Raw genomic sequence first — 24,415 nt, 5'->3', positions numbered from 1 at the left:
GCTATTTCCGAAACGATTTGCTTCGATCGCTTTTTGCCTACTCTATAAAGGCGCAATCGCTCTATTTACCAATACTAATAATTTCATACTGTTTATAAATTTCAAAAAGCTTCTGTCTACAATATTCCCAAATCAAAAGGCAAATTATCAGCATCGGAAATATGCAGATCCGCTTATTTATCCGTTCCTAATGCCCCTGGTGCGCCTGTTAACCTACGTTTGGGAGAGCAGGTAATAATCATAATTGCCAAGGTTAAGACATAGGGAACCGCGTTAAAGAGATAGTAGCCCCAATCGATACCTACCGATTGTAGGGCAGGTCCTAGAGATTGCGCGCCGCCAAATAAGAGCGCGGCATAGAGACACTGAATGGGATTCCAGCGAGCGAAGATTACTAAGGCTACTGCTATTAACCCTTGTCCGCTAGAAATTCTCTCCGTCCAGACTCCAGGATAGTAAAGTGACAGGGAAGCACCGCCAATTCCCGCCAAAAAACTGCCGATAGTAATACTCAGCATTCTAACTTTAAACACTGAAATTCCCATCGCTCTAGCAGCATCGGGATTATCTCCTACCGCACGAATGTATAGTCCCCAACGAGTAGCTTTTAAAAACCACTGCATCAGAAAAGCGATCGCAATGCCTAAAATAAATAAAGGACTAATTTCTAGTGCTGCTCTAATTTGAGGAATACTACTCCAATTGCCTAAGTCAATAGTTGAAAGTTGAGGGGCGGCAGGTTTGATAAAAGGTTTGCCCAAAAAAAAAGCCACTCCACTACCAAAGATAATCATGGCGATGCCGACAGCAACATCATTAACTCGCGGTTGTTGGGCAAGCCAACCGTGAATTACACCCAAAGCCATTCCCGCCAGTCCTGCTGCTAATACTCCCAGCCAAGGCAAACCCGTGAGATAAGAAATAGCATAGGAACTCATTGCCCCTGTTAAGAGAGTTCCTTCTAGTCCCAAATTAATTTTGCCGCTTTTTTCGGTAAGGCATTCTCCCAAGCTGACAAATAAAAAGGGTACGCTACCCCTAAATGTGCCTGCAATAATGCCTAACGGTACGCCCCACCAACCTAATGCTCCTGTTGCCATTTTTTATTGTTAGTCGTTAGTTGTTAATAATTTGTTATTAGGTAGGGGCAATTTGCGAATTGCCCTTACTAGAAAGTGTTTCTCGCTCTTGAAAGAAAGCAAAACGTCCATAAAGTGAATCGCCATACAGTACCATCAAGAAAACCAAGCCCTGAAAAACTAAAACTGTAGCATCAGGCAAATTATGCGATCGCTGGAGAATGCCGCCACTAGCTAAAATACCGCCTAGCAAAGTTGCCACTAATGCCGCCGCTAAAGGATTTTGGCGAGCTACAAAAGCCACCAGAATTCCTCCATAGCCATAGCCGACATTGAGAGATTCATTGGCAACTCCATGAACTGCTGCTACTTCTACCATACCTGCCAAACCAGCACAAGAACCTGCCAGAAAACAGATGATAATAGTCAATTTACCCACTGGAAGTCCTGCTATCTGTGCGGCGCGAACATTTCCACCAGCAGTACGGGCAGCAAAACCAAAGGTAGTACGCTGAATCAAAATATAGGAAATAATACAGGCAATTAGCCCATAGAGTAAGCCATAGTGAATGCGAGTTCCAGGGATATCTCCCAGGCGGTTGATTTCGGCAATGGGAAAAGTTGAAGGTTTATTAAGGGAACTGGGATCGCGCATGGGACCTCCGACTAGATGATTGAGTAGAGCGATCGCGATATAGTTTAATAACAAACTGCTAATGGTTTCATTTACCCCCCGATAATGGCGCAAGGCTCCTGCTAAGGCAATCCACACCCCCCCAAACACTATTCCTCCAAGTGCCATACCGATTTGAACTAACAAGGGGGGTAAAGATTCACCCAAAGAAAGCCCGACGATAACTGCACCCAACCCCCCTATGACTAATGCCCCTTCATTACCAATAATTACCAAACCCAAACGGGCTGGCAGGACAGTACATAAAGCAGTCAGCATCAAAGGTGAAGCCTGAATTAAAGTCCTCTGCCACGCACTCCAACCATCAAAAGCTGCCTTGTAAATCGAGCCATATACGCTCAGAGGATTTGCTCCCACTATCCCACAAAAGATCCCAAAGATAATCAGTGCCACCAAGACTGCACCTACGGGAATACAAATTGCTTCTAGAGTTTTACGCCAGTTATATCGACCAGTCATTCTTTATAGTTTATAAGTATTATTATTTACGAATTTAGTTTTTGATTGAGACTGAAACAAAGTATAAAAAATTAGGGTTAAAGGATTTATTTTTTCCCCTGCTACCTTACACCCTGCCCCCTGCCTGGAAAAATTCTACTTTTCCTATTCTGCTTGGCTTCAAACGCTACCCTGTACTCCTTCTACCAGCCAATCTGTTTTTTCTAGCTCGATCGCGGACTGTTTATAAGTTTCGCCTTCAGCCAGAATAGTGTCTCCCTGATTATTTTTAAGTTCGCCCGTATAAATTACCATCGAGGCATCAGCAAATTTATCTTTTACCGCTTCGGCATCGGATTGGGTTTGTTCGCTTACAGCAGGTCCATAGGGAGATAGTTTCCAAAATTTTTCTTCATAGCCGCCGCGAACGATGTGAGGGATCTCGCCGTTCATTAAAGTTTTGCCTTCTTTGACCCAGTTGGCATATTGCGTATAAATACTTTCCCAATCCCACTCGGCTCCAGTAAGATAGGCTTCGGGAGCTAATGCCGACTGATCCGTATGGTATCCCGAACAGTAGACACCACGTTTGGCTGCGGTTTCCATGACCACTTTGGGACTATCGACATGGCAGGTAATTACATCGGCTCCCTGATTGACCATACTGTTGACCGCTTCTGCTTCTTTTACAGGTGCCGCCCAGTCTCCCGTAAACACCACTTGAGTAGTGATGTCGGGTTTGATACTTTTTGCTCCTAACGTAAAACCATTGATGTTGCGTAACACTTGGGGAATTGGTTTGGCAGCTACAAAACCCAATTTTCCTGTTTTGGTGTTGTGTGCGGCAACAATTCCTGCAACGTACTGTCCTTCGTCTATGTAGCCAAAGTAACTCCCAACATTGGCTGGCATTCCCTCTTGATAGAGTCCTCCAGCATGAAAAAACTGCACGTCGGGAAATTCCTCTGCTATTTCCAGAATGTGAGGATCGAAATAGCCAAATGAAGTAGGAAACAATATCGTCGCCCCGTCGATCTCGATCATTTCTCGCATCGTCTCTTGTACGGCTTGAGTTTCTGGAACGTTAGCCTGTTCGACGATTTTAAACCCAGGCAGTTTGGCAACTGCTGCTGCACCTTCAGCATGAGATTGATTGTAGCCAAAATCATCTTTAGGACCGACATAAATAAAGCCGACAATAATAGGATCTGATTCAGAAGCGGTTTCATTTGATGCGGTACGATCGCTACATCCAGTGCCAAATTTTGAGGTTAAGCCAAAGGCTGTAGTTGCCAAGGCACCTCTAATGATTTGACGGCGGGATAGTTTAAAACCTTTTTTATTCATTATTTATTCTTACTCCCGAGCCTAAAATTACTAAAAATAATTCTGTTAGCAGAGTCGCTCGCGGTTTGCATCTTAATCAAAAACCACACCAAATTCTGAGTATTTTCATACATAAAAAGCGATCGCGCTTTTGGTATAGAGCAATATTTATAAAATGCAAAATGCAGCCAAAAGAATAAGGGCGATCGCGCGATCGCCCCTTAATAAATAAAAATAAAGTTTGCTAATTGAAATTTTAGCCAGCGTTTAATGCCGCATCTTTCTGATCGTAAGCTTCTAAGGAAATTTGTACGGGGTCGATATCCCAAATTTCATCGCAGTATTCTTGAATGCTGCGATCGCTAGAAAATTTGCCCATACGCGCGGAATTGAGAATTGACATCCGCGTCCATTTATCTACGTCTTTATAGGTTTGTGAAACTTCTTCCTGGCATTCACTATATGACTGGAAGTCTGCCATTAGCATATAGGTATCTTCATACAGCAAGTAGTTCACAATTGGTTTGAACAGTTCGGTGTCGCCATGACTAAAATCGCCTTTGGCAATGCGATCGATTACTGCTTTAAGTTCGCGATTGCTTTGGTAATACTTAATCGGTTTGTAGCCTTGAGTTCTATTTTGATAGACTTCTTCAGCCGTCAGACCGAATAAAAAGAAGTTTTCTGCCCCTGCTTCTTCGCGAATTTCGATATTTGCCCCATCTAAAGTACCGATAGTCAATGCGCCGTTCATGGCAAATTTCATATTACCAGTACCAGAAGCTTCCTTCCCTGCGGTAGAAATCTGTTCGGACAAGTCCGCAGCAGGATAGATTCTTTGACCCAAAGATACGTTAAAGTTTGGTAAAAAGACAACTTTAAGGCGATTTCTCACATCGGGATCTTTGTTGACTACTTCACCGACGGCGTTAATCAGTTTGATAATTAACTTAGCCATAAAGTAACCAGGTGCAGCCTTACCACCAAAAATAAAAGTACGCGGCACGATATCGACACTGGGATTTTCTTTGATGCGGTTGTAAAGAGCGACAATATACAGTGCCATCAAGTGTTGGCGTTTGTATTCATGAATGCGCTTTACCTGAACGTCAAAGATCGAATCTACGCTTACATTAATATTACGAGTCTTTTTAATGTATTTAGCCAGTTCGCTTTTGTTTTGTCGTTTAATTTTGCGCCAACGCTGGCAAAATTCGGGATCGTCAACAAATTTTTCGATCGCCCGCATTTCGTTTAAATGCTTTAACCAGCTAGTATTTCCCGTTTTTTCGGTAACTAGTTTTGCCAGTTCGGGGTTGCTTAACAAAATCCAGCGACGGGGTGTAACGCCATTGGTTTTGTTGTAGAATTTTTCGGGCCAGAGTTTGGCAAAGGCTTTAAGAGTATCTTGCTTGAGAAGTTTGGTATGCAGTGCTGCTACCCCATTGATGGCATGGCTGCCAACGCAGGCTAAATGTGCCATTCTAACCTTTTTCTCGTTTCCTTCTTCAATAATAGAAAGTTCGGCAGCTAATTCATCATCGTCGGGAAACCAGGTGCGAACGTCTTCTAGAAAGCGGTGATTGATTTCGTAAATAATTTCCAAATGTCTGGGCAGCATTTTACCAAACAAACTTACCGACCATCTTTCTAAAGCTTCTGGGAGCAAGGTATGGTTGGTGTATGCCAGGGTTTTTTGGGTAATATCCCAGGCTGTGTCCCAATACATACCGTGTATGTCTACAAATAGTCGCATTAGTTCTGCTACGGCTACTGCGGGGTGAGTATCGTTAAGCTGAATGGCTGCGCGTTCGTGGAAGTTGTTTAAGGTGGGGTGAGTATGCAGATGGATGCGAATTAAATCCTGTAAGGATGCAGATACAAAGAAATATTGTTGAGCCAGACGTAGTTCTTTACCTTGAGGGGTATTGTCGTTGGGATAGAGAACTTTAGAAATTGTCTCCGAACTCATTTTTTCGGCGACAGCGCGATCGTAATTACCAGCATTAAACGCTTCAAAGTTAAATACTTCACTAGCTTCGGCTTTCCATAATCGCAAGGCGTTTACGGTATTGGTTTGATATCCAGGTACGGGAGTGTCGTAAGGTACGGCTTTTACCTGGCGATCGCAAATCCAGCTAACGCGAAAATTACCTTCGGCATCGCGATATTCTTCGGTGTGTCCGCCCAACTTAACTATAACCGAATCTTCGGGACGAATTATTTCCCAGGGATTGCGATACATCAGCCAGTTGTCGGGAACCTCAGCTTGCCAACCATCTTTTAAAGCCTGATGGAAAATACCAAATTCATAGCGAATCCCGTAACCAATTGCGGGCATTTCTAAGTTGGCTAGAGAGTCGAGAAAACAGGCGGCAAGTCTGCCCAAACCGCCATTGCCCAAACCAGGATCTGGTTCTTGTTCGATTAAGTCTTGAATATCCAAACCAGACTCGGCAACTACCTGACGCATTTTGTCATAGATTCCCAGGCTAACCATATTGTTTGCCAGGTGGCGACCCATTAGAAATTCGGCTGAAAGGTAACTGACTACTTTGACGTCTTCTTCGTAATAGGTACGACCCGTTTTGATAAAGCGATGCAGCAGGCGATCGCGAACTGTATATGCTAGTGCCTGATAGTAATCTTTTAAAGTAGCATTAGATTCGTCTTTGCCTTGAAGATAAAACAGGTTATCGGCGAAAGCTCGTTTGAGAGTTTCCAGTCCCATTCCCGTGCGATCGTCTTCAATTTGAACGTTGCTTTCAATACCAGAGTTTGTTATCTGACTATTATTTTCTACAGATTTTTCTTCTGGTGTCTGTTGTAAAACTTTGATGTCCATATTTACTCTTGTTTGGGATGTTAACGTCTAATTGAATACATTTAGGGTGGAACGACAAGTTTATTTTAACTGTGTCTTTGAATGAGGCTGTTGTCTCAAACACCTCAAGGATTCCAATAAATGCTCGTTTTTTTTATTTACACTGCGGACAAAGACCAATTTTGCTGGCAAAAATGGCACTTTTGCCTAATTCTTCTTCGATTCTAAGCAAGCGATTGTATTTGGCTACTCGTTCGCTCCGACAAAGCGAACCTGTTTTAATTTGTCCCGCACGAGTGGCTACAGCCAGATCGGCAATGGTAGTGTCTTCGGTTTCTCCCGAACGGTGACTGATAACGGAACGATAGCCGCTCCGAGTTGCCAGATCGATAGTTTCTAAAGTTTCGCTCAGGGTTCCAATCTGATTGAGCTTAATTAAAATGGCATTTCCTACCCCTAGTTCGATGCCTTTTTTCAGGCGAGTGGGATTGGTGACAAACAAATCGTCTCCTACTAACTGAATGCGCTTGCCTAGCTTTTCTGTGAGGGTTTTCCAGCTACTCCAGTCTTCTTCATGGAGTCCGTCTTCAATCGAAACAATAGGATAATCGCCAACTAGCTTATCGAGATAACTAATAAACTCTTCTGGTGCATGAGCCGCGCCGTCATAGTGATATTGTCCGTCTTGATAGAATTCACTGGCAGCTACGTCCATTGCCAGTGCTACTTGCTGTCCTGGCATATATCCCGCCTTTTCAATCGCTACCATTAACAGATCTAAAGCTTCCTGGTTAGAACCCAGGTTAGGCGCGTAACCTCCTTCATCTCCTACCCCAGACAGCAGATTTTTGTCTTTTAAAACTTTACTTAAAGAGGCAAAAATTTCTGCACCCCAACGTAAAGCTTCTTTAAAAGAGTCCGCACCTACGGGCATAATCATAAATTCTTGAAAATCGACGTTATTATCCGCATGAGAACCACCATTGATCACGTTCATCATCGGTACTGGCAAAACGTTAGATAGCGGTCCTCCTAAGTAGCGATATAGAGGCAATTCTAGTTCTTCTGCTGCCGCTTTTGCCGTTGCCAGAGAAACTGCCAAAATTGCGTTGGCACCCAAATTCTTCTTGTTGGGCGAACCGTCGCGATCGAGCATGATGCGGTCGATGGTTGCTTGATCTAAAGCATCCATTTCTAACAGTTCGGGGGTGATTTTTTCTTTGATGTTGCGAACTGCTGTCAATACCCCTTTGCCGTTGTAGCGATGTCGGTCGTCATCTCGTAGTTCGTGCGCTTCAAAACTACCAGTAGAAGCACCGCTAGGCACTTGCGCCAATCCTACCGTACCGCTTTCCAAGCGTACTTCGGCTTCAACTGTGGGACGACCGCGAGAATCTAAGATTTCTCTAGCGGCGATCGCTTCAATAGCTGCTTCTGTTTGATTTAACATCGATTCTCCTCTTGAACTCCTGAAATTTTGTGACGCGTTTGCAATGATATATCTTTTCGCGACATTGTATTGTTTATTGATAACCAGCAAAGGTATTTTTTGTACATTCAGTGCAGCATAAGAATGTTATACGGTTGCTGGCACTTGAGATTCTTTAGCTGCCATCGCCAAAACTAAATCGATCGCTCGATTGGAATAACCCCATTCATTGTCATACCAGGCTACTACTTTAAAAAAGTTAGCATTTAATTCCATTCCCGCACCAGCATCAAAAATACTGGAGTGGGGATCGCCTGTAAAATCAGTAGAAACTACGGGATCTTCTGTATAACCTAAAACTCCTTTCATTTCCCCTGTAGCAGCTTGCTTCATTGCGGCGCATATTTCTTCATAGCTGGTGGCTTTTTCGGTACGAAAGGTCAGATCGACTACGGAAACATCGGGTGTAGGTACGCGCAGAGCCATTCCCGTTAATTTACCTTCAAGTTCTGGCAACACCAATGTAACGGCTTTAGCGGCTCCCGTAGAAGCAGGAATGATATTTTGGGTCGCGCTGCGTCCAGCGCGTAAATCTTTTTTACTCGGTCCGTCTACAGTCGGTTGGGTAGCGGTCATAGCGTGTACGGTAGTCATTAAGCCTTCTACCAAACCAAAATTATCGTTAATGACTTTGGCAATGGGTGCCAAACAGTTTGTCGTACAGCTAGCATTAGAAACTATGCGATCTTGGCTGGGATCGAAGCGGTCGTGATTGACTCCTACCAACAGGGTTTTTACTCGATCGGGATCTTTAGTTGGTGCAGAAATGACTACTCTTTTAGCTCCTGCGGTGAGATGTTTGCTCGCACCTTCGTAATTAGTAAAAATGCCTGTAGATTCGATAACATAATCTACGCCATATTTTTGCCAGGGTAATTCTTCGGGATTTTTTACCGAAACACAGGGAATTTGTTTGTCGTCAACTATAATGCTATCTTCTGTAGCTTCTACCTTGCCAGCAAAGCGTCCGTGTGTAGAATCGTATTTTAGTAAATAGGCGATCGCTTTAGGGGCTACAAGATCGTTAATGCAGACAAATTCAATATTGGGGTTATTTAAACCGACGCGAAATACAAGTCTGCCAATACGTCCAAAACCGTTGATAGCTACTTTGACAGTTGCCATAAATACTACTCCTTGTAAAAAATATCGTTTCGCCCTTTAGTATCTTTTTACCTCGTAGTTAGTTTTTGGGGCTTTATCTTAATTAAATCTGCAACTTCTCTGTTGTCACCAGCTAAAAAGTTAAAAAAGGCTTAAAAAAAATCAATCTCACTTTAAATGTTTATAGTTGACAGTAAAGCTAGTTGAAAATGTTTGTAGTATAGAGCTTATTCGTATAGAAATATAGTGAGACTACTTTCAAAGTGTCTGAATCTTCGCATTCTCAGACCACCTGAACCACTGAAAAATGCAAGATTTTTTAAATCGATATTCATGATACCTTAGTTTTGTTTTATTTCAAACATTACTATGTTTTTTAGAGAAATAGATCGCGAGCTTAAGTTGAGTTTGTCTATACCACAGTATGCTGAAGAACTGTTTGAACTTACAAACAAAAACAGAGATTTTCTCAAACAATGGCTTCCTTGGTTAGATAATGTTCGAGAAATATCGGATACTAAAGAATTTATCGAATCACAGCTACTTAGATTTCAAAAAGCAGAAGCATTACACATTACTATTTTCTATCGAGAGCGAATTTCGGGAGTATTGGGCTATAACCAGATCGAGCGCGTTAATAATATTGGACATATAGGTTATTGGTTAGGACAGGAATATAACGGTAAAGGAATTATGACTAAAAGTGTAAGAGAGTTAATTGAAATTGGTCATAAATATTATTCGCTTCATCGCTTTGATATTCGATGTGCAGTTGAAAATAGTCGTAGTCGCGCTATTCCCGAACGTCTAGGTTTCAAAAATGAAGGAACTATTCGTCAGGCTGAAAAAGTGTACGATAATTATTTCGACCATGTTGTTTATGGGTTATTAAAAAGTAATAGCTTGTATAATGATTGAGCGTTCGCTATTGCATTTATTATTGATGTTCTGTTAACTAACACAATGCTCTATAATCTAATATTTTAATTAAACCCTTTTTAAATAATGCAGATTACTCTCGATCTTTCTGAAGAACTAGTATTTCGTCTTAATTCTCTTGAAGATAAACTACCACAGGTTATAGAATTAGGATTGCGAGAGCTAAATGCTAGTTCTAAAGAAGGATTTAATGGGATTGCTGAAGTTTTGAAGTTTTTGGCTACTTTACCCACACCAGAGGAAATTATTGCTTTACGTCCTTCAGAAGCATTGCAAAACCAAATTAGTGATTTGTTGAAAAAGCATCGCGATCGCAATTTAACAGATGCAAAAGTTCAAATATGGGAACAATATCAATATCTCGAACATTTAATCCGCAAAGCTAAAGCTAAAGCCTATTTAAAACTAAAAGAAACAGAAAATGAGCAGTAGTTATATTTCTACTGCATTAAGGCGTGTAGTGTGCGGTGCGAACGTGCTAATGATTGTTGTGAATATTGTTTAGTCCCTGAAGCTTTTACTTTTGCTTCCCACGAAATCGACCATATTATTGCTAGAAAACACGGAGGAAAAACTAAAGCAGAAAATTTAGCTCTCAGTTGCACAAATTGCAATCGACATAAAGGCAGTGATATAGCTTCTATCGATCCAGAAATGAATGAACTTACTCCTTTATACCATCCTCGCAAACATAGGTGGCAAAAGCATTTTAGGATACAAGATAATCAAATTATTCCTTTGACTTCCAAAGGTAGAGTAACAGTTCTTTTGCTACAGTTTAATCTTCAAGAAAGAATTGAAGAACGGAAGTTATTGATAGAAGCGGATATTTTGAAATTATCAGATACATAATAACGCGATATAAAGCGATCGCCCTTCACCACATAATTATAAAAAACTAATCAAAAAGCGATCGCTAATACACTTTTGTATCTTTTACCCTCTTTAGCTCTGTAGTAAGCGCAATTTACTATTGCCCAACTGTATTTAAACTACCTGAGAAACAGGCGGTTCTACTGGCTTATTTGCCAAATATTCTGCTAATTGCGTTTCAATTTGTTCGCGGACGATCGAGCGATATTCGGTAAAGTGTTCGAGATAGGCACAAAGGGTTATATAGCGGCTGAGTTGGTCTGGTTTGTGTCGAATTACCCGTGCTAAGTTACGCCAAAATAGCCAACGAGTTTCGGGTAATACTCCTTGTCGCCAAAGAATGATTGATAAAGCGCGGATGCTAATCCACAAAGTACGAGATGACTGAGCTTTTTTAGCTTTACCTAATTTCATAAAATAGCGAAAGACGCGATCTAAATAAGCAGCAGGATCGTATAGTTGCCAAAACGCATCGACGTATTCGCGAGCAATATCTTCAATATCTCTAGTAGGGACAAAATTCATCAAGCTAGTCTGGTTGATGTTGGCACTTTTGTCTGCATTGAGCAATCTTCCTTCTTTTTCTAATCTGTCCCATAGAGCAGTTTTCGGTAAAGCTTGCAGCATACTAAACATTGCCAAAGGAATTTCGGTTTGTTCGACAAAGCGCACGATGCGATCGCCCGCACCAGATTTTTCGCCGTCAAAACCAATAATAAAGCCTGCCATAACCATCAATCCCGCTTTGGTGATTTTATCGATCGATTCAGTTAGAGGATCGCGAGTGTTTTGAAATTTCTGGGTTAGAGTCAGGCTGTCTTCATCAGGTGTTTCTATACCCAGAAAAACCTTATTAAAACCACACTCGATCATTAATTCCATCAATTCTTCATCTTGAGCCAGATCTACGGAAGCTTCAGTAGTAAAACCAAAAGGATAATTCTTCTCTGCTACCCAGCCTTTTAATTCTTTTAATAGCAGCTTGACGTTGCGCTTGTTGCCGATAAAGTTATCGTCCACCATAAAGACTGCGCCGCGCCAGCCCAAATCGTATAAGCATTCTAGTTCTTTAATCAGTTGCTGCGGCGTTTTAGTTCGAGGTTTGCGTCCGTAAAGAACGATGATATCGCAAAATTCACACTGAAAAGGACAACCGCGAGAAAACTGAATCGACATATTGTCATAGTCAGCAAAATTCAATAAGTCGTAGCGAGGAATAGGAGTTTCGGTAACGGCTGGTTTTTCTGTAGCTCTAAAAATGCCGCTAGTGCTACCGTTTTGTATAGCTTCGACGAATTGGGGTAGAGTAATTTCTCCTTCATCGAGAATTAAAAAGTCTGCCCCTGCATCGAGGGGTTCGTTAGGAGAAGTAGTAGCATAAGGACCACCTACAGCCACCAATTTATTTCTGCTTTTGGCTGCTGTAATTAAACTCAAAAAGTCATCACTTTGGACGATCATACCCGACAGTAGTACGAGTTCTGCCCAATCCCATTCCGATTCTGTAACTTGACGCACGTTGCAATCGACTAGCTTAAATTCCCAATCTTGGGGCAAAATAGCCGCTACGGTAATCAAGCCTAAAGGAGGCATTAGAGACTTGCACTTTACTAGAGAGATCGTTTTATCGAAAGACCAGAAGCTTTGGGGAAACCGAGGATAGAGTAATAAAACTCGCATTTAAAAAAATCGCTCCTCACACTAAAAATTCAAAGTTATTTAAGCTTACCGTGTTATTGAGAATTTATAGCTAAAGTAAGTGTTTGGTTTGGTTGAATTATTTCTATTGACATAAATCTTTAGACCAATTGCTGTGACCGCGATTAGACCGACATTTATATTGTTCTCCCGCCCAGACTAGTCGCCATAGTTGCTTTTCAACTTCACCATACGGTGCAAATTCTGCTCGGTAGCGTCTACCAAACACCGAATCATCGGCTAAATTGGTTTGCGTAAGGGTTACTATAGCTAAATTTTCATCAGGATAGTTTACTGATACGGTTTCTCGTTCTGATTCTGTTGTCTCCGTCAAACCAAATGCTTCTAAGGAAATAATTAGAGGATTTTCTCCTATGGGAGACACTTTATTCGCAGCGATCGCTTTTTCTCCGTCAACCTGTCTCTTGTTCCAAAAGTTTTTTAGATTCAAAAACACATATTCGTTTCTTGCTGTTCTCAACGGCGATGACTGCAAATTTTTTACTCCCTCAGGCTGCCATAAAAAAATAACGGGATTGGGATAAGTAGGTGGCTGTCCAGCCCAGGCTAAAACTGCTTCTTGTGGACTAAAGGCAATCGCGCTAGCTTGTTCTTGCTGGGGTAAAGATACCGAAGTTTCTAGAGGTAAACCAGTAGTTAAATTAGCGATCGCCGAATTAGGAAAGTTACTGGCAATTAGATTGCCGTTTGCATTAAGACTAAAGGCACTAGTTTGGCTATTTAAAGATACGGCTGCTGTATTGACTTCAGTTTGCCAATTCCAAACTTTAATTTTGCCGTCATAACTACTACTTACTAGCTTGCGATCGTCAGTAGTAAATGCGAGTTGGGCAATCGGGTTATGATGCTCTAAGACTTTGTTTGTTGGAGTAGCCCGATTTTCATCTAGCTGCCATAGCTGAATTTTGTAACTATTGTCCGATTTTTGGGCAACATTAGAACTTGCTGTAGCCATAACTTTACCATCATGACTTAAAGCGATCGCACCGATGGGATATTCACCAGCAAAACTAAATAATTTTTTACTTGTTGCCAAATCCCAAACTTCTACTCCCGAATCACAAGCTCCATACAATTTATTACCTTCAGAACCAAATAAAATTTGTTGACAACCTGTAGCTTCTTTGAGACTAGTAACTTCTTCTCCTGTCTCTATGTCCCAAATTACAATTGCTTTGTCTGGAATTAAACCACCTTCACTCCAGGTAGTAGTAGCTAAATAATTACCGTCTAAGCTAAAAGCAACGTCTGTAGGAGCAAGATTAATTGATGAAGTGCTGCTATTATGCCCTGGTAAAATACGCAGTAATCGACCTGTTTTTACTTGCCAAATTGCGATCGCTTCTGGTTCGACACTGGCAAGCAAACGTCCGTCAGGACTAAAACGCAGTAAACTAATCGGTCGGTGATGGGCTTCTAAAACGTTGACTCGTTCGGCATTTGTCCAAGGCGATCTACTTTCTGAGTTAATTTTCTGCGTAGTGTCAATAGCTTGAGAGTGCAAAACATTAGAGTTAAGGCGATCGCTAGCTGCCGATGGTAAACTAAACCCGATAGCTATAGTGCATATACAGGAATATTTTAATAAGCGGTTGAATATTATCTTGTCCATTTAAAAGAGGTTGACAAAAGGATTTAACTTAGCTAACTAACTCAAACTTACAACTAAGCAATTTATCAAGAGACTATATTAAACCAAACCTGCTTGCTGAAAAATTTGTTGGGAAGATAATTTTCTATTTAGTTAACTAATTTTGGATTACTGATTTGTTTACATTTTTTAAACCGTGTTCTTGGCGTTATCGTCGAACATCGAGAAAATTAATTAAATTATTTATCGTTAATTTTAATTCGTTCAGTCTAATTAAGCTATTTAATTCTTGTAAAATATCGTCAATATTGTCTTTTGTTTGCTTATCAAAAATTTTATTTTTCTATCTTGCTTGTTTAGTTGCAATTGTAATTTTCCTAGTTCTTTGTTAGTGCCATCGCTATACGACCAAAGTAAACACTTCATTTAAAAATGACGTATTGCCAAAAAAATTAATTGAGTTAAAATCGAGTAAGCAAATTTTGTTTTTTTGATATTTTAGCTTTTATTTAGTCAAACCGAGATTTTCTTTTACTGTAGTGTTTAGTTTTTCTAATATTAAAGTTGAGCGATCGGCTGGTGACGAGCTAGTTATAAAAATCAGATCGCTCATTTTTTGTTTTTTTATAATGATCCCAATAGGGCTAGCATGTCTTTTTCTTTTAGTTTCGCTTTATGCTCCTTTTTCAATAAATTTCACTTGTAATAAAAATTTATCACAGGCATCTAGCGTTATCAGTTGTAGACTAGTTAAATATTATTGTTGGGGAATGCTGAAAAAAGAGAGGACAACATTTACTAATTCTTTGCAATCGGTCATAGAAGAAACTAACGTTGAGTTTTTGAAAAACCCAGATTATGAAGTATTAGTGTTAGCTAATCAAGAAAAAATAAAGATAGCCAATAACAATAATTATAATTATGAACTATGGAAAAGACAAAGTCAGCAAATTAATGATTTTGTGGAAAATGATAAATTAACCAGTATATCAGTAGGCGAAAATAATGCTTCTTTTATTTGTACAACAATTTATTATATTGTCATTCTTATTGCAATTATTGCAATAATTTGGAGTGTCAAAATTAATTTGAAATATACGCTGACAAAAAAAACAAATACGCTATCGATCGCCCGATACAATCGTTTCACTCAAACAACGCGAGAAATTTCTTTAGATGAAATTAAAAACGTAGTCTTAGAAAAGAGCGAGGGAATTGAGGACATGACATCTAGAATTGTTTTTAAGCTAAAGTCTGGTGAGGATATACCACTGACTTCATGGTTAGATTCTTTTGATGGCAAGGATGAAGTTACTAAGTGTATTAGACAGTTTTTGAAATAATTTTTATGTTGACAAGCTACATAAAAAAAAGCTCTACCAAATCTATATAGTATTTATCTATTATCAAAATCACCAACTTCGATTTCGTTTCAGTCAATAGTTAGATATTGTACTAGATACGGATAGTAAGGAAATTTAGATTGATGTCGGATAATCGTAGAAGTAAAGTAGTTACTCAAGGCAACCAGCGATCGCCAAATCGCGCTATGTTACGGGCGGTGGGTTTTAGAGATGATGACTTTAATAAACCCATAGTAGGACTGGCGAATGGCTACAGTACCATTACCCCCTGCAATATGGGAATCAATACCCTGGCGCAACGTGCCGAAACCGCTTTAAAACAAGCGGGGGCAATGCCGCAGATGTTTGGCACTATTACCATTAGCGACGGTATCTCTATGGGAACCGAAGGAATGAAATATTCTTTGGTATCTCGTGAAGTAATTGCCGACTCAATTGAAACCGTCTGTAACGGACAGAGTATGGATGGGGTGTTAGCAATTGGCGGTTGTGATAAAAATATGCCTGGGGCGATGATTGCCATGGCGCGTCTGAACATCCCTGCAATCTTTGTTTATGGGGGTACGATTAAGCCAGGAAAATATAACGGTGAAGATTTAACCGTAGTTAGTTCCTTTGAAGCTGTGGGACAGTTTAGTGCGGGCAAAATCGATAAGGAAAGGTTGGAAGCAATCGAACATAATGCCTGTCCTGGTGCTGGTTCCTGTGGCGGTATGTTTACTGCTAATACCATGTCCTCGGCTTTTGAAGCGATGGGGATGAGTTTGCCCTACTCCTCGACAATGGCGGCAGAAGACACGGAAAAAGCTAACAGTACCGAAAAATCGGCTTTTGCTTTAGTTGAAGCAATTCGCCAGCAAATTTTACCCAAAGATTTGTTAACTCGTAAGGCGTTTGAAAATGCCATTAGTGTGATTATGGCGGTAGGTGGTTCTACTAATGCCGTACTGCACTTACTAGCGATCGCTAATACCATCGGCGTAAAACTAACCCTAGATGACTTTGAAGAGATTCGTAAGCGGGTACCAGTATTTTGCGACCTCAAGCCTTCTGGTAAATATGTCACTGTAGATTTACATCAGGCTGGCGGCATTCCCCAGGTTATGAAGATGCTGTTAGTCAACGGTTTACTACATGGCGACGCTCTAACGATTACTGGTAAAACTCTTGCCGAAGTCCTCGCCGAGGTTCCCGATACTCCTCCAGCTAACCAAGACGTAATTCGTACCTGGGATAATCCATTATACAAACAGGGACATTTAGCCATTCTCAAAGGTAACTTAGCTGAAGAAGGAGCCGTTGCTAAGATTACGGGAGTCAAAAAACCTCAAATTACTGGTTCTGCAAGAGTATTTGAATCGGAAGAAGACTGTCTCGATGCGATTCTTTCAGGCAAAATTAAACCGGGAGATATTATCGTCGTGCGCTACGAAGGACCCAAAGGAGGTCCAGGTATGCGAGAAATGCTCGCGCCTACTTCGGCAATTATTGGTGCGGGGTTGGGGGACTCTGTCGGCTTGATTACCGATGGTAGATTTTCTGGCGGTACCTATGGTATGGTTGTCGGTCACGTGGCACCAGAAGCAGCAGTTGGTGGCGCGATCGCATTAGTTAAAGAAGGGGATAGTATTACAATTGATGCCCAGCAAAAATTATTACATCTCGACGTTTCCAATGAAGAATTAGCTAAAAGAAAAGCAGCGTGGCAACCCATTCCCCCACGCTATCGACGGGGGATGCTGGCAAAATACGCTAAATTGGTTTCTTCTAGTAGTTTGGGTGCAGTTACCGATCTCGATCTATTTGAATAGACTAAGCTGTAAGTTAAGTTTTGAGGATATGCGGTGTCATATTCTCAAACCCTAGCTACGAATACCTAGTTCACGTTGGATAAATATTTTTTCCCACCAAAGAGCGAGGGGATAACACAAAATTGGACTCCAGAGACTACTGAGAATTGCTGAGGCGATCGCAATTTGCTGATAATTATGCCAAACTTCTGTCAGGGGAAGAATTCTCATCCAGGCATATTGCAGGGCAAATACAGTTTCTGCCACAATTGTCATAAAAAAAACAATTAACGCTATTGAGATAAAATCTTCTTTAATATACTTCTGTTTTTGCAGGCTCGATGTCAATACACCGACGATAACCAAGCTGAGAATATGAGAGGGAGAAGCTACAGTAAGACTATCGTAAATGCAGCCCATTGCCACTCCAGCGATCGCACCCTGCCAGATACCACGTTTGCTACTCCAGGCAACTACCCAAATCAACAGCCAGTTAGGACTTATTCCCAATAGTTCCATCCCAGGAAGTCTCAAGAACATTAATATACTGCATAGAGCGACAGAAACAACAATTACTAAAATGTCTAATAACTTTAGCCTACTCATATATGTTTCTTAAGTAATTCCACTTTATTAAATGTTAAATATTTAGGTAAGGTAAAAGGCAAAAGCATACTAATTCTCGAAACTAGCTATATAGATAAGTACATTTTTCCCGTTCCCCGTTCCCTATTCTTTATTTTCTAATACCTAAAACTATTGATTTTTGGATTAACTGCGTAAGTCCTATTACTTTGTTTTGAGAGAAAGAGATTGAGACTCGTCTTCAACTGGTTTAGCTTCAAAGGGTATGACAGTTACCCACTCCAAAAGATCGATCGGTGCGGACAATTCGATTTCTGCTTCTGGTGCGGGAGTGCTTTCGAGGTTTAGCGATTTGACTTTACCTATCGGCAAACCAGCAGGATAGAGATTGCTAAGAGGAGAAGTTGCAATACTATCTCCAGGCTTGATATCGACAACTTTAGTAAAAAAGCGCATGACTACAGTTTGAGTGTCTTTGCCGCGAATCGAACCCAGCTTACGATTGCGACTGACAACTGCACCAACGCCACTGCTAGGATCGCTAATTAATAAAACTCTACTGGTATGAGGAGTGACAAAGACAACTCTACCAACCACTCCCCCGATACCCATAACCACGTATCCTTGTTCGATTCCATCTAAGCTGCCTTTACCAAGAGTTACCTGATTCCACCAGCGATCGGCACTACGTCCAATAACTGGTGCGGTAATTCCTGCTGAATCCTGAGAATGCGAAAAATCTAAAAGTTGCTTGAGATTTTGATTTTGTCGTTCTAACTCTAGAACTCGCTGTTCTAACTCTAGAATACGGGCATTAGTTAGTTTGTTTTGTATTTTTAGCTGTTGTTGGGATTGAAATGGTCTGATTAGAAAGTAATATGCTTCGGCAATCGTGCCTCCCTGTGTTTCTTTAATTGCAATTGTAGTACTCAAGGCTAAAATCGTCAGAGTCGCCGAAAAGCTATTTTTTGACCACCATCGATACATATTTTTAAAATATTGTTTAGCTGCAACTCAGTTATAAATTATTTTTTCTAATAATTAATCGTTTCTTGTCGATTGAGTTAAGTCAACAGGGAGCGATCGCAAAATACCCGATCTAGCTCTTTGTCTTCTAAAACCCTGCCAGTACCCAGAACGACGCATTTTAAAGGCTCTGCCGCAATATGAGTGACAACTCCCGTTTCATGGGCGATTAAAGTATCCAAGCCTCTTAACATTGCCCCTCCTCCTGCTAGCATAATGCCGCGATCGATAATATCTGCTGCCAGATCGGGAGGAGTTTGTTCTAAAGTGCGTTTTACGGCATCGACAATATTATTTATCGGTTCGGCGATAAATCCCCGAACTTCTGATTCGCTAATGTTTATCGTTTTGGGTAATCCCGATAGAATGTGTAAGCCTCTAACTTCCATAGTTTGTTCCTGGCGATCGGAACTATAAAGGGAAGCCAGCCTGAATTTAATGTTTTCGGCGGTAACTTCTCCAATTGATAGCTTGTGTTCTTTCTTAATCCGATTGACGATCGCTTGAGTAAGTTCGTCTCCCGCAATTCTCACCGACTCGCTGAGTACCTTGCCTTGGGAACTAATTACCGCTACTTCTGTGGTTCCTCCGCCAATATCAACGATCATATTGCCCGTTGGTTCGGCTACGGGTAAACCCGCACCAATTGCTGCCGCGATTGGTTCTTCAATTAAGTCTACTTCTCTAGCACCAGCCTGTACTGCCGCCTCCATAACGGCGCGACGCTCTACCTTAGTTACGCCACTGGGAATGCCGATTACCATACGCGGATGTACTAAAGGACTGCCTTCATAGACTCGCCGTACGAATTCTTTGAGCATTGCTTCGGTTGCTTCAAAATCGGCAATAACGCCATCTTTAAGCGGACGTAAAGCTTCAATGTTTTCAGGTGCGCGTCCGAGCAACAGTTTTGCTTCTTTGCCTACCGCTATAACTTCTTCTGTGTGGCGTTCTAGTGCTACTACAGAAGGTTCCTCTAAAACAATTCCTTTGCCAGAGACATATACTAAGGTATTTGCCGTTCCCAAATCTATACCCATATCCCTTGAAAGGGAAAAACGATTAAAAAAACGCACTTTATTTTACTGCTCCTCAAAGAATACCGCTGCTTTAACAAAGCGATCGAATAGTTGCGTTTTCTTTGGCGATCTATAGACTGCAAAAACTACAGTATATTTTCACCGTTTTTACGTCAACCAAACAACTCTAACTAAAGCCGATTCTAATTTACTCTTAATATAGCAATTGTGTCGAAGCGGATTATACTTAGTCTGTTCTTATGCTCTTACACCTTTCTCAGTACAACTACTGTTTGAAAGTTTAAATATTATTACCGATCGCGAGCATAAACTTTCAACTGGAGGCTTTTAAATAATAACCTTCAGATGTTGTTTGGCATTTTTGCAGTTGACCTAGTAACAAAACTATCTCATCGATCGCCTGTCGTAGTTCTTTACTCGCTCGCTCGGAATTGTTAACAATAATAGTAAATACTAAAGGTTGGTATCGAGAAAGATATAAATAACCAGACAGTGCGGCAACTCCCGATAGAGTACCCGTTTTACCCCAGAGCTTATTTTGGATTGGGGTATGTTGAAAACGCCGTTTTAAAGTGCCATTAGTTCCTGCTACAGCTAAAGAATTTTTATAGGAAGTAAATAAATGCGATCGCGACATGACGAACAAAACATCAACTACAGCTTGCGGCGTAATCAAATTGTGGCGAGACAAACCAGAACCATCTATTAGTTGATAGTTGTGAGGCTCGATCCCCAATTTATTTAGACCAAATTCTATAGGGTTTGTCTTTAGATTGTGGTGACGACGCTCTAAAATTCTCCAAAGACTTTCGGCATAAAGATTATTACTTTCTCGGTTTATCGTCGTAATTATTTCGGTTAGAGGCGGCGAAACAATTGCCGTTATTTCTCTCTCCAAAATATTTTTAGCTCGACTATTACTAACTGTAGTTTTAGCGACATCAATACCTTCAACAGTCAGTAAGTGTCGCCATGTTTCTAAAAAATATTGCGGCGGATCGGCTATGGCTAAATCCCAAACATCTGGTGGTTCGTCTATGGCTAACTCTCCGCGAACGTTGAGTACTGGCTTGCCTAAAACTCCTGCAATGTTTATGTTATATGGTGTATCTTTAGGTGCGGTTACGGCATTATTTTCTACTTGCCATTGTCTAGCGGCGATCGCATCGCTCCATCTCAGTTTTACTTTTTGCCCCACATGTTGGGGTAATAGGGTTAGAGTAACGCTATTTTCATTCAAAATCGCACTATTAACGGCTGTACCGTAATAACTATATACATCCGACCATTCCCAGGTAGGATTAATCGCCTCAAGTGTGAAATAACTGTCTTCTAAAATTAAGTTTTCTATACGTTCGATCCCTCTAGCTCGCAACAGGTGTACTATCTTTTTTAAAGATATAGATGATATGGTGGGATCTCCTCTGCCTTCTAGCCGTAAGTAAGTCAAATTTGGCGGGTTGCCCAAACCAAAAATGGGAGTGTGAATTCGATAATTAACACCCAATTCGATTAAGGCTGCGGCAGTAGTAAACAGCTTGGTAGTAGAAGCAGGAATAAAAAATTTGTTGGCGTGGCGACTATAAAGAGTATGTTGAGAATCTAGAGTTTGTACGATAATTCCCCAGTGCGATCGCGCTATTTTTGGTCGAGCGATGATTTTATTTATAGCTGCGCTCAAGTTTTGGGGACAAACGCGACCGCGATCGGCAGCAAGTAAAACTTGTGTATCTGTAAGTGCGGCTACTGGTACGCTAATTAAGCTCAGTAATAAGTAGATCGCTCCTAAAGTAAACCAGCGCAATATTTATTATTTTCTAATCTCAATTCAATTTTTTTAGTATAAACTGCGAAATAGCCAAATGACCCAATCCTCGATCGATTAAGATGTCGTCCTCTATTAAAAATGCTCTTGGTATAGAAGCCATCGTTCCCACGCAGCTAGATTTATCAATAGTCGTACCGATATACAATGAAGCAGAAAGCATCTCGACCTTAATTGAAGCGATCGCCAAAGCTGCTGCCGCCACTCAACTCAATTACGAAATTGTCTGTGTCGATGACGGTTCGCGAGATGGTTCGACTCAGATTTTAAGCGATCTTGCCCGACAGCGTAGAGATCTTAAAGCAGTAATTTTGCGACGCAACTATGGTCAAACTCCAGCGATGGCGGCTGGTTTTGAGTGCGCCGCAGGCAAAACCATTGTTACTCTCGATGGCGATTTACAAAACGACCCCGCAGATATTCCCTTATTATTAGCCAAATTAGCCGAAGGATACGACTTAGTAAGCGGTTGGCGACAGCAAAGACATGATAAAGCTCTAACTAGACTGCTGCCTTCTAAAATTGCCAACTGGCTGATCGGTAAAGTAACGGGAGTTAAAATTCACGATTACGGCTGTTCTCTCAAAGCCTATCGTGGCGAATTGCTTGCAGACATGAACCTATATGGCGAACTACATCGCTTTTTACCCGCACTAGCCTATATTGAAGGAGCGAGAATCACTGAAATCCCCGTCAGACACCATCCGCGTCGCTTTGGACGGAGTAAGTATGGTCTGGGTAGAACCATCCGAGTAGTGATGGATTTGCTAACGGTCTTCTTTATGAAGAAGTTCTTGACTCGCCCGATGCACGTATTTGGCTTATGGGGTTTGATTTCTTTAGTGGCTGGTGTGGCAATGGGCTTGTATTTAACAATCGTTAAATTGGTCTTTCAGCAAAACATAGGCGATCGCCCCCTGTTAATTCTGGCAGTTTTATTAGTAATTACGGGGATACAGTTATTTTCTTTTGGTTTGGTAACGGAATTATTAATGCGAACCTATCACGAATCGCAAAAAAGACCTATTTATAGAATTAGAGATGTTATTAAACATTGAACAATGAACAGTGAGCAATGAACAATGCTAAATGCTAAATGTCTTTTAAACTACGCTGCTAAATGTTGTCGAACTACGCTAACTAAGTTATTCGTCCAGTAATTGGTTAACTCTAAATTAATTGCTTCGACCATAACTCGAATTACGGGTTCGGTTCCAGAGGCGCGAACTAAAACTCTGCCCTGTTTTCCCATAGCAGTTTCGGCTTGAGATATTGCCTGTTGCAAAGGTTCGCATTCTTGCCAGCAACTGCGGCGATCGCTATCTTCGACTCTAACATTTTGCAGAATTTGGGGATAGGTTTGAAAACTACCGTCAACTAATTCTGTTAGAGAAACTTTAGACTGGCGCACCAATGCAGATAGATGCAGCGCGGTTTGAATGCCGTCTCCCGTAACGCCATGATGGTGACAGAGAATATGTCCCGATTGTTCTCCTCCCAACATAGCTCCCGTACGCCACATAGCCGCTTGTACGTGGCGATCGCCAACAGAAGTTCTTTGTAGTTTACCACCAGAACCCAGCCAGGCTCTTTCAAAACCTAAGTTTGCCATTACCGTAGCAATAATTAAATTATCTGGTAGCTGCTGCTGCTGTTTGAGACAATTGCCCCAAAGATAGAGAATATAATCGCCGTCTACGACCCTACCGCAACCATCTACCGCAATAACGCGATCGGCATCTCCATCAAAGGCAAATCCCAAATCTGCCTGATATGCTGTTACTGCCTGCTGAAGCAAATCGAGATGAGTCGAGCCACAGCCAACGTTGATACAGTCGCCATCGGGTAATTGATGCAGGCTAATAACTTCTGCTCCTAGCTGTTTAAACATAGCTGGTGCGATATTTACCGCCGCACCCCAAGCCAAATCTAAAACCACTCGCATTCCCGTCAGATCGAGGGCAGCAGGCAGAGATTGTCTGAGGATTTGACTGTAGTTTTCCAATAATTTTGGGCGATAGTAGTGTTTGCCCCAACTGCGATCGCTATTTTCTGGCTCTGTTGCTCTCAGTTGCTGTTCGATTTTTTGAGTTAGTAGATCGTCAAGTTTGGTGCCTTTGCTGCTAAAAAATTTAATGCCGTTATCTTCTGGAGGATTGTGACTGGCAGAAATCATAATTCCCCCTGCTGCCCCACTATCTTTGGTTAGAGTAGCAACGCCAGGAGTGGGGCATAAACCCAAGTGCCAGACATCCAAACCTGCCGCAGTCAAACCCGCCGAGATCGCCATAGCTAGAGTATCGCTGGAGTTACGAGAATCTTGCCCGATAATTACGGGCGCATCATCGGCAGTGGTTTCTCGTAAAACTTTGCCCGCACAGTAACCCAAATGTAAAGCAAAAGGAGCAGTGAGCAGTTTCCCTGCTTTGCCCCGAATACCATCAGTACCAAATAAAGGTGTTTTGGGTAATAAATTAGTATCTACGTCCGCTCTGACAAATAACTGCATTGAATCACTCACACCTACAGACTCCTCATTTAAAAAAATCAGTTTAATCGAACAATACCTTATATCGCCTAAGCGAAAAAAATTTAAAAATCGAACTACGTACCATAGTTTATCAGCAGGAATAGACCAAGGATAACGAATAGATCGGAAATTCGTCTAGCATTAAATATTGTTTACCTGTCTGCAAGTCCAATCTAGTT

At 41.3% G+C, this 24,415-nt stretch carries 19 protein-coding genes; 6 read left to right on the top strand and 13 right to left on the bottom strand.

Annotated elements, in window-relative coordinates; translation table 11 throughout:
* Window positions 1-173: 173 nt before the first annotated feature.
* From KV40_RS05680 to gap, 6 genes are all read right to left on the bottom strand, one after another.
* A complete protein-coding gene (locus KV40_RS05680) occupies window positions 174-1,100 on the bottom strand; it encodes an ABC transporter permease (protein WP_036478711.1) in 927 nt (308 codons plus the stop codon).
* Between the two features lie 37 nt (window positions 1,101-1,137).
* On the bottom strand, window positions 1,138-2,232 hold the full coding sequence (locus KV40_RS05675) for an ABC transporter permease (protein ID WP_036478709.1): 1,095 nt from the start codon (window positions 2,230-2,232) through the stop codon (window positions 1,138-1,140).
* Window positions 2,233-2,391: 159 nt separating this feature from the next.
* On the bottom strand, window positions 2,392-3,558 hold the full coding sequence (locus tag KV40_RS05670) for a BMP family ABC transporter substrate-binding protein (protein WP_036478708.1): 1,167 nt from the start codon (window positions 3,556-3,558) through the stop codon (window positions 2,392-2,394).
* Between the two features lie 235 nt (window positions 3,559-3,793).
* The gene (locus tag KV40_RS05665; RefSeq protein ID WP_081942775.1) at window positions 3,794-6,382 is read right to left on the bottom strand and encodes a glycogen/starch/alpha-glucan phosphorylase; all 2,589 of its coding nucleotides are present in this window, start codon (window positions 6,380-6,382) and stop codon (window positions 3,794-3,796) included.
* Between the two features lie 133 nt (window positions 6,383-6,515).
* The gene (gene eno / locus KV40_RS05660; RefSeq protein WP_036478705.1) at window positions 6,516-7,811 is read right to left on the bottom strand and encodes a phosphopyruvate hydratase; all 1,296 of its coding nucleotides are present in this window, start codon (window positions 7,809-7,811) and stop codon (window positions 6,516-6,518) included.
* A gap of 126 nt (window positions 7,812-7,937) precedes the next feature.
* A complete protein-coding gene (gene gap, locus KV40_RS05655; RefSeq protein WP_036478703.1) occupies window positions 7,938-8,975 on the bottom strand; it encodes a type I glyceraldehyde-3-phosphate dehydrogenase in 1,038 nt (345 codons plus the stop codon).
* A 348-nt stretch (window positions 8,976-9,323) separates the two neighbouring features.
* On the opposite strand from gap, the gene KV40_RS05650 reads away from it, so the two are divergent.
* From KV40_RS05650 to KV40_RS05640, 3 genes are all read left to right on the top strand, one after another.
* A complete protein-coding gene (locus KV40_RS05650) occupies window positions 9,324-9,872 on the top strand; it encodes a GNAT family N-acetyltransferase (RefSeq protein WP_036478701.1) in 549 nt (182 codons plus the stop codon).
* Between the two features lie 87 nt (window positions 9,873-9,959).
* Window positions 9,960-10,325 (top strand): hypothetical protein, encoded by a 366-nt coding sequence (locus tag KV40_RS05645; RefSeq protein WP_036478699.1) that lies wholly within the window; start codon window positions 9,960-9,962, stop codon window positions 10,323-10,325.
* A 30-nt stretch (window positions 10,326-10,355) separates the two neighbouring features.
* On the top strand, window positions 10,356-10,745 hold the full coding sequence (locus KV40_RS05640; RefSeq protein ID WP_216595536.1) for an HNH endonuclease: 390 nt from the start codon (window positions 10,356-10,358) through the stop codon (window positions 10,743-10,745).
* Window positions 10,746-10,880: 135 nt separating this feature from the next.
* On the opposite strand, the gene KV40_RS05635 is transcribed toward KV40_RS05640, so the two are convergent.
* Window positions 10,881-12,446, bottom strand: a complete 1,566-nt coding sequence (locus tag KV40_RS05635) for a B12-binding domain-containing radical SAM protein (RefSeq protein ID WP_036478697.1) — start codon at window positions 12,444-12,446, stop codon at window positions 10,881-10,883.
* Between the two features lie 103 nt (window positions 12,447-12,549).
* Window positions 12,550-14,097: a WD40 repeat domain-containing protein gene (locus tag KV40_RS05630; protein ID WP_036478694.1), complete on the bottom strand. Its 1,548-nt coding sequence runs from the start codon at window positions 14,095-14,097 to the stop codon at window positions 12,550-12,552.
* 518 nt (window positions 14,098-14,615) lie between these two features.
* On the opposite strand from KV40_RS05630, the gene KV40_RS05625 reads away from it, so the two are divergent.
* Both KV40_RS05625 and ilvD read left to right on the top strand, forming a co-directional pair.
* Window positions 14,616-15,419: a hypothetical protein gene (locus KV40_RS05625; RefSeq protein ID WP_156113955.1), complete on the top strand. Its 804-nt coding sequence runs from the start codon at window positions 14,616-14,618 to the stop codon at window positions 15,417-15,419.
* A 143-nt stretch (window positions 15,420-15,562) separates the two neighbouring features.
* Window positions 15,563-17,251 carry a dihydroxy-acid dehydratase gene (ilvD, locus tag KV40_RS05620; protein WP_036478690.1) on the top strand — a complete coding sequence of 563 codons (1,689 nt, stop codon included), beginning with the start codon at window positions 15,563-15,565 and terminating at the stop codon, window positions 17,249-17,251.
* 51 nt (window positions 17,252-17,302) lie between these two features.
* Here the strand turns inward: ilvD and mreD are convergent, their stop codons facing one another.
* From mreD to dacB, 4 genes are all read right to left on the bottom strand, one after another.
* Complete coding sequence (mreD, locus tag KV40_RS05615; protein WP_036478688.1) at window positions 17,303-17,836, bottom strand: rod shape-determining protein MreD; 534 nt, start codon at window positions 17,834-17,836, stop codon at window positions 17,303-17,305.
* A gap of 183 nt (window positions 17,837-18,019) precedes the next feature.
* On the bottom strand, window positions 18,020-18,802 hold the full coding sequence (gene mreC / locus KV40_RS05610) for a rod shape-determining protein MreC (RefSeq protein WP_036478686.1): 783 nt from the start codon (window positions 18,800-18,802) through the stop codon (window positions 18,020-18,022).
* Window positions 18,803-18,879: 77 nt separating this feature from the next.
* A complete protein-coding gene (locus KV40_RS05605) occupies window positions 18,880-19,917 on the bottom strand; it encodes a rod shape-determining protein (protein WP_156113954.1) in 1,038 nt (345 codons plus the stop codon).
* A 277-nt stretch (window positions 19,918-20,194) separates the two neighbouring features.
* Window positions 20,195-21,685 carry a D-alanyl-D-alanine carboxypeptidase/D-alanyl-D-alanine-endopeptidase gene (gene dacB, locus KV40_RS05600; RefSeq protein ID WP_052055392.1) on the bottom strand — a complete coding sequence of 497 codons (1,491 nt, stop codon included), beginning with the start codon at window positions 21,683-21,685 and terminating at the stop codon, window positions 20,195-20,197.
* A gap of 83 nt (window positions 21,686-21,768) precedes the next feature.
* On the opposite strand from dacB, the gene KV40_RS05595 reads away from it, so the two are divergent.
* Entirely contained in the window at window positions 21,769-22,764 is a 996-nt protein-coding gene (locus KV40_RS05595; protein ID WP_036478682.1) for a glycosyltransferase family 2 protein, read from the top strand.
* 50 nt (window positions 22,765-22,814) lie between these two features.
* Here the strand turns inward: KV40_RS05595 and glmM are convergent, their stop codons facing one another.
* The gene (gene glmM, locus KV40_RS05590) at window positions 22,815-24,215 is read right to left on the bottom strand and encodes a phosphoglucosamine mutase (RefSeq protein ID WP_052055391.1); all 1,401 of its coding nucleotides are present in this window, start codon (window positions 24,213-24,215) and stop codon (window positions 22,815-22,817) included.
* Window positions 24,216-24,415 lie beyond the last annotated feature (200 nt).

It is taken from the genome of Myxosarcina sp. GI1 (genome assembly GCF_000756305.1).
Classification (GTDB): domain Bacteria; phylum Cyanobacteriota; class Cyanobacteriia; order Cyanobacteriales; family Xenococcaceae; genus Myxosarcina.
This window is presented reverse-complemented; position numbering and strand designations above follow the sequence as displayed.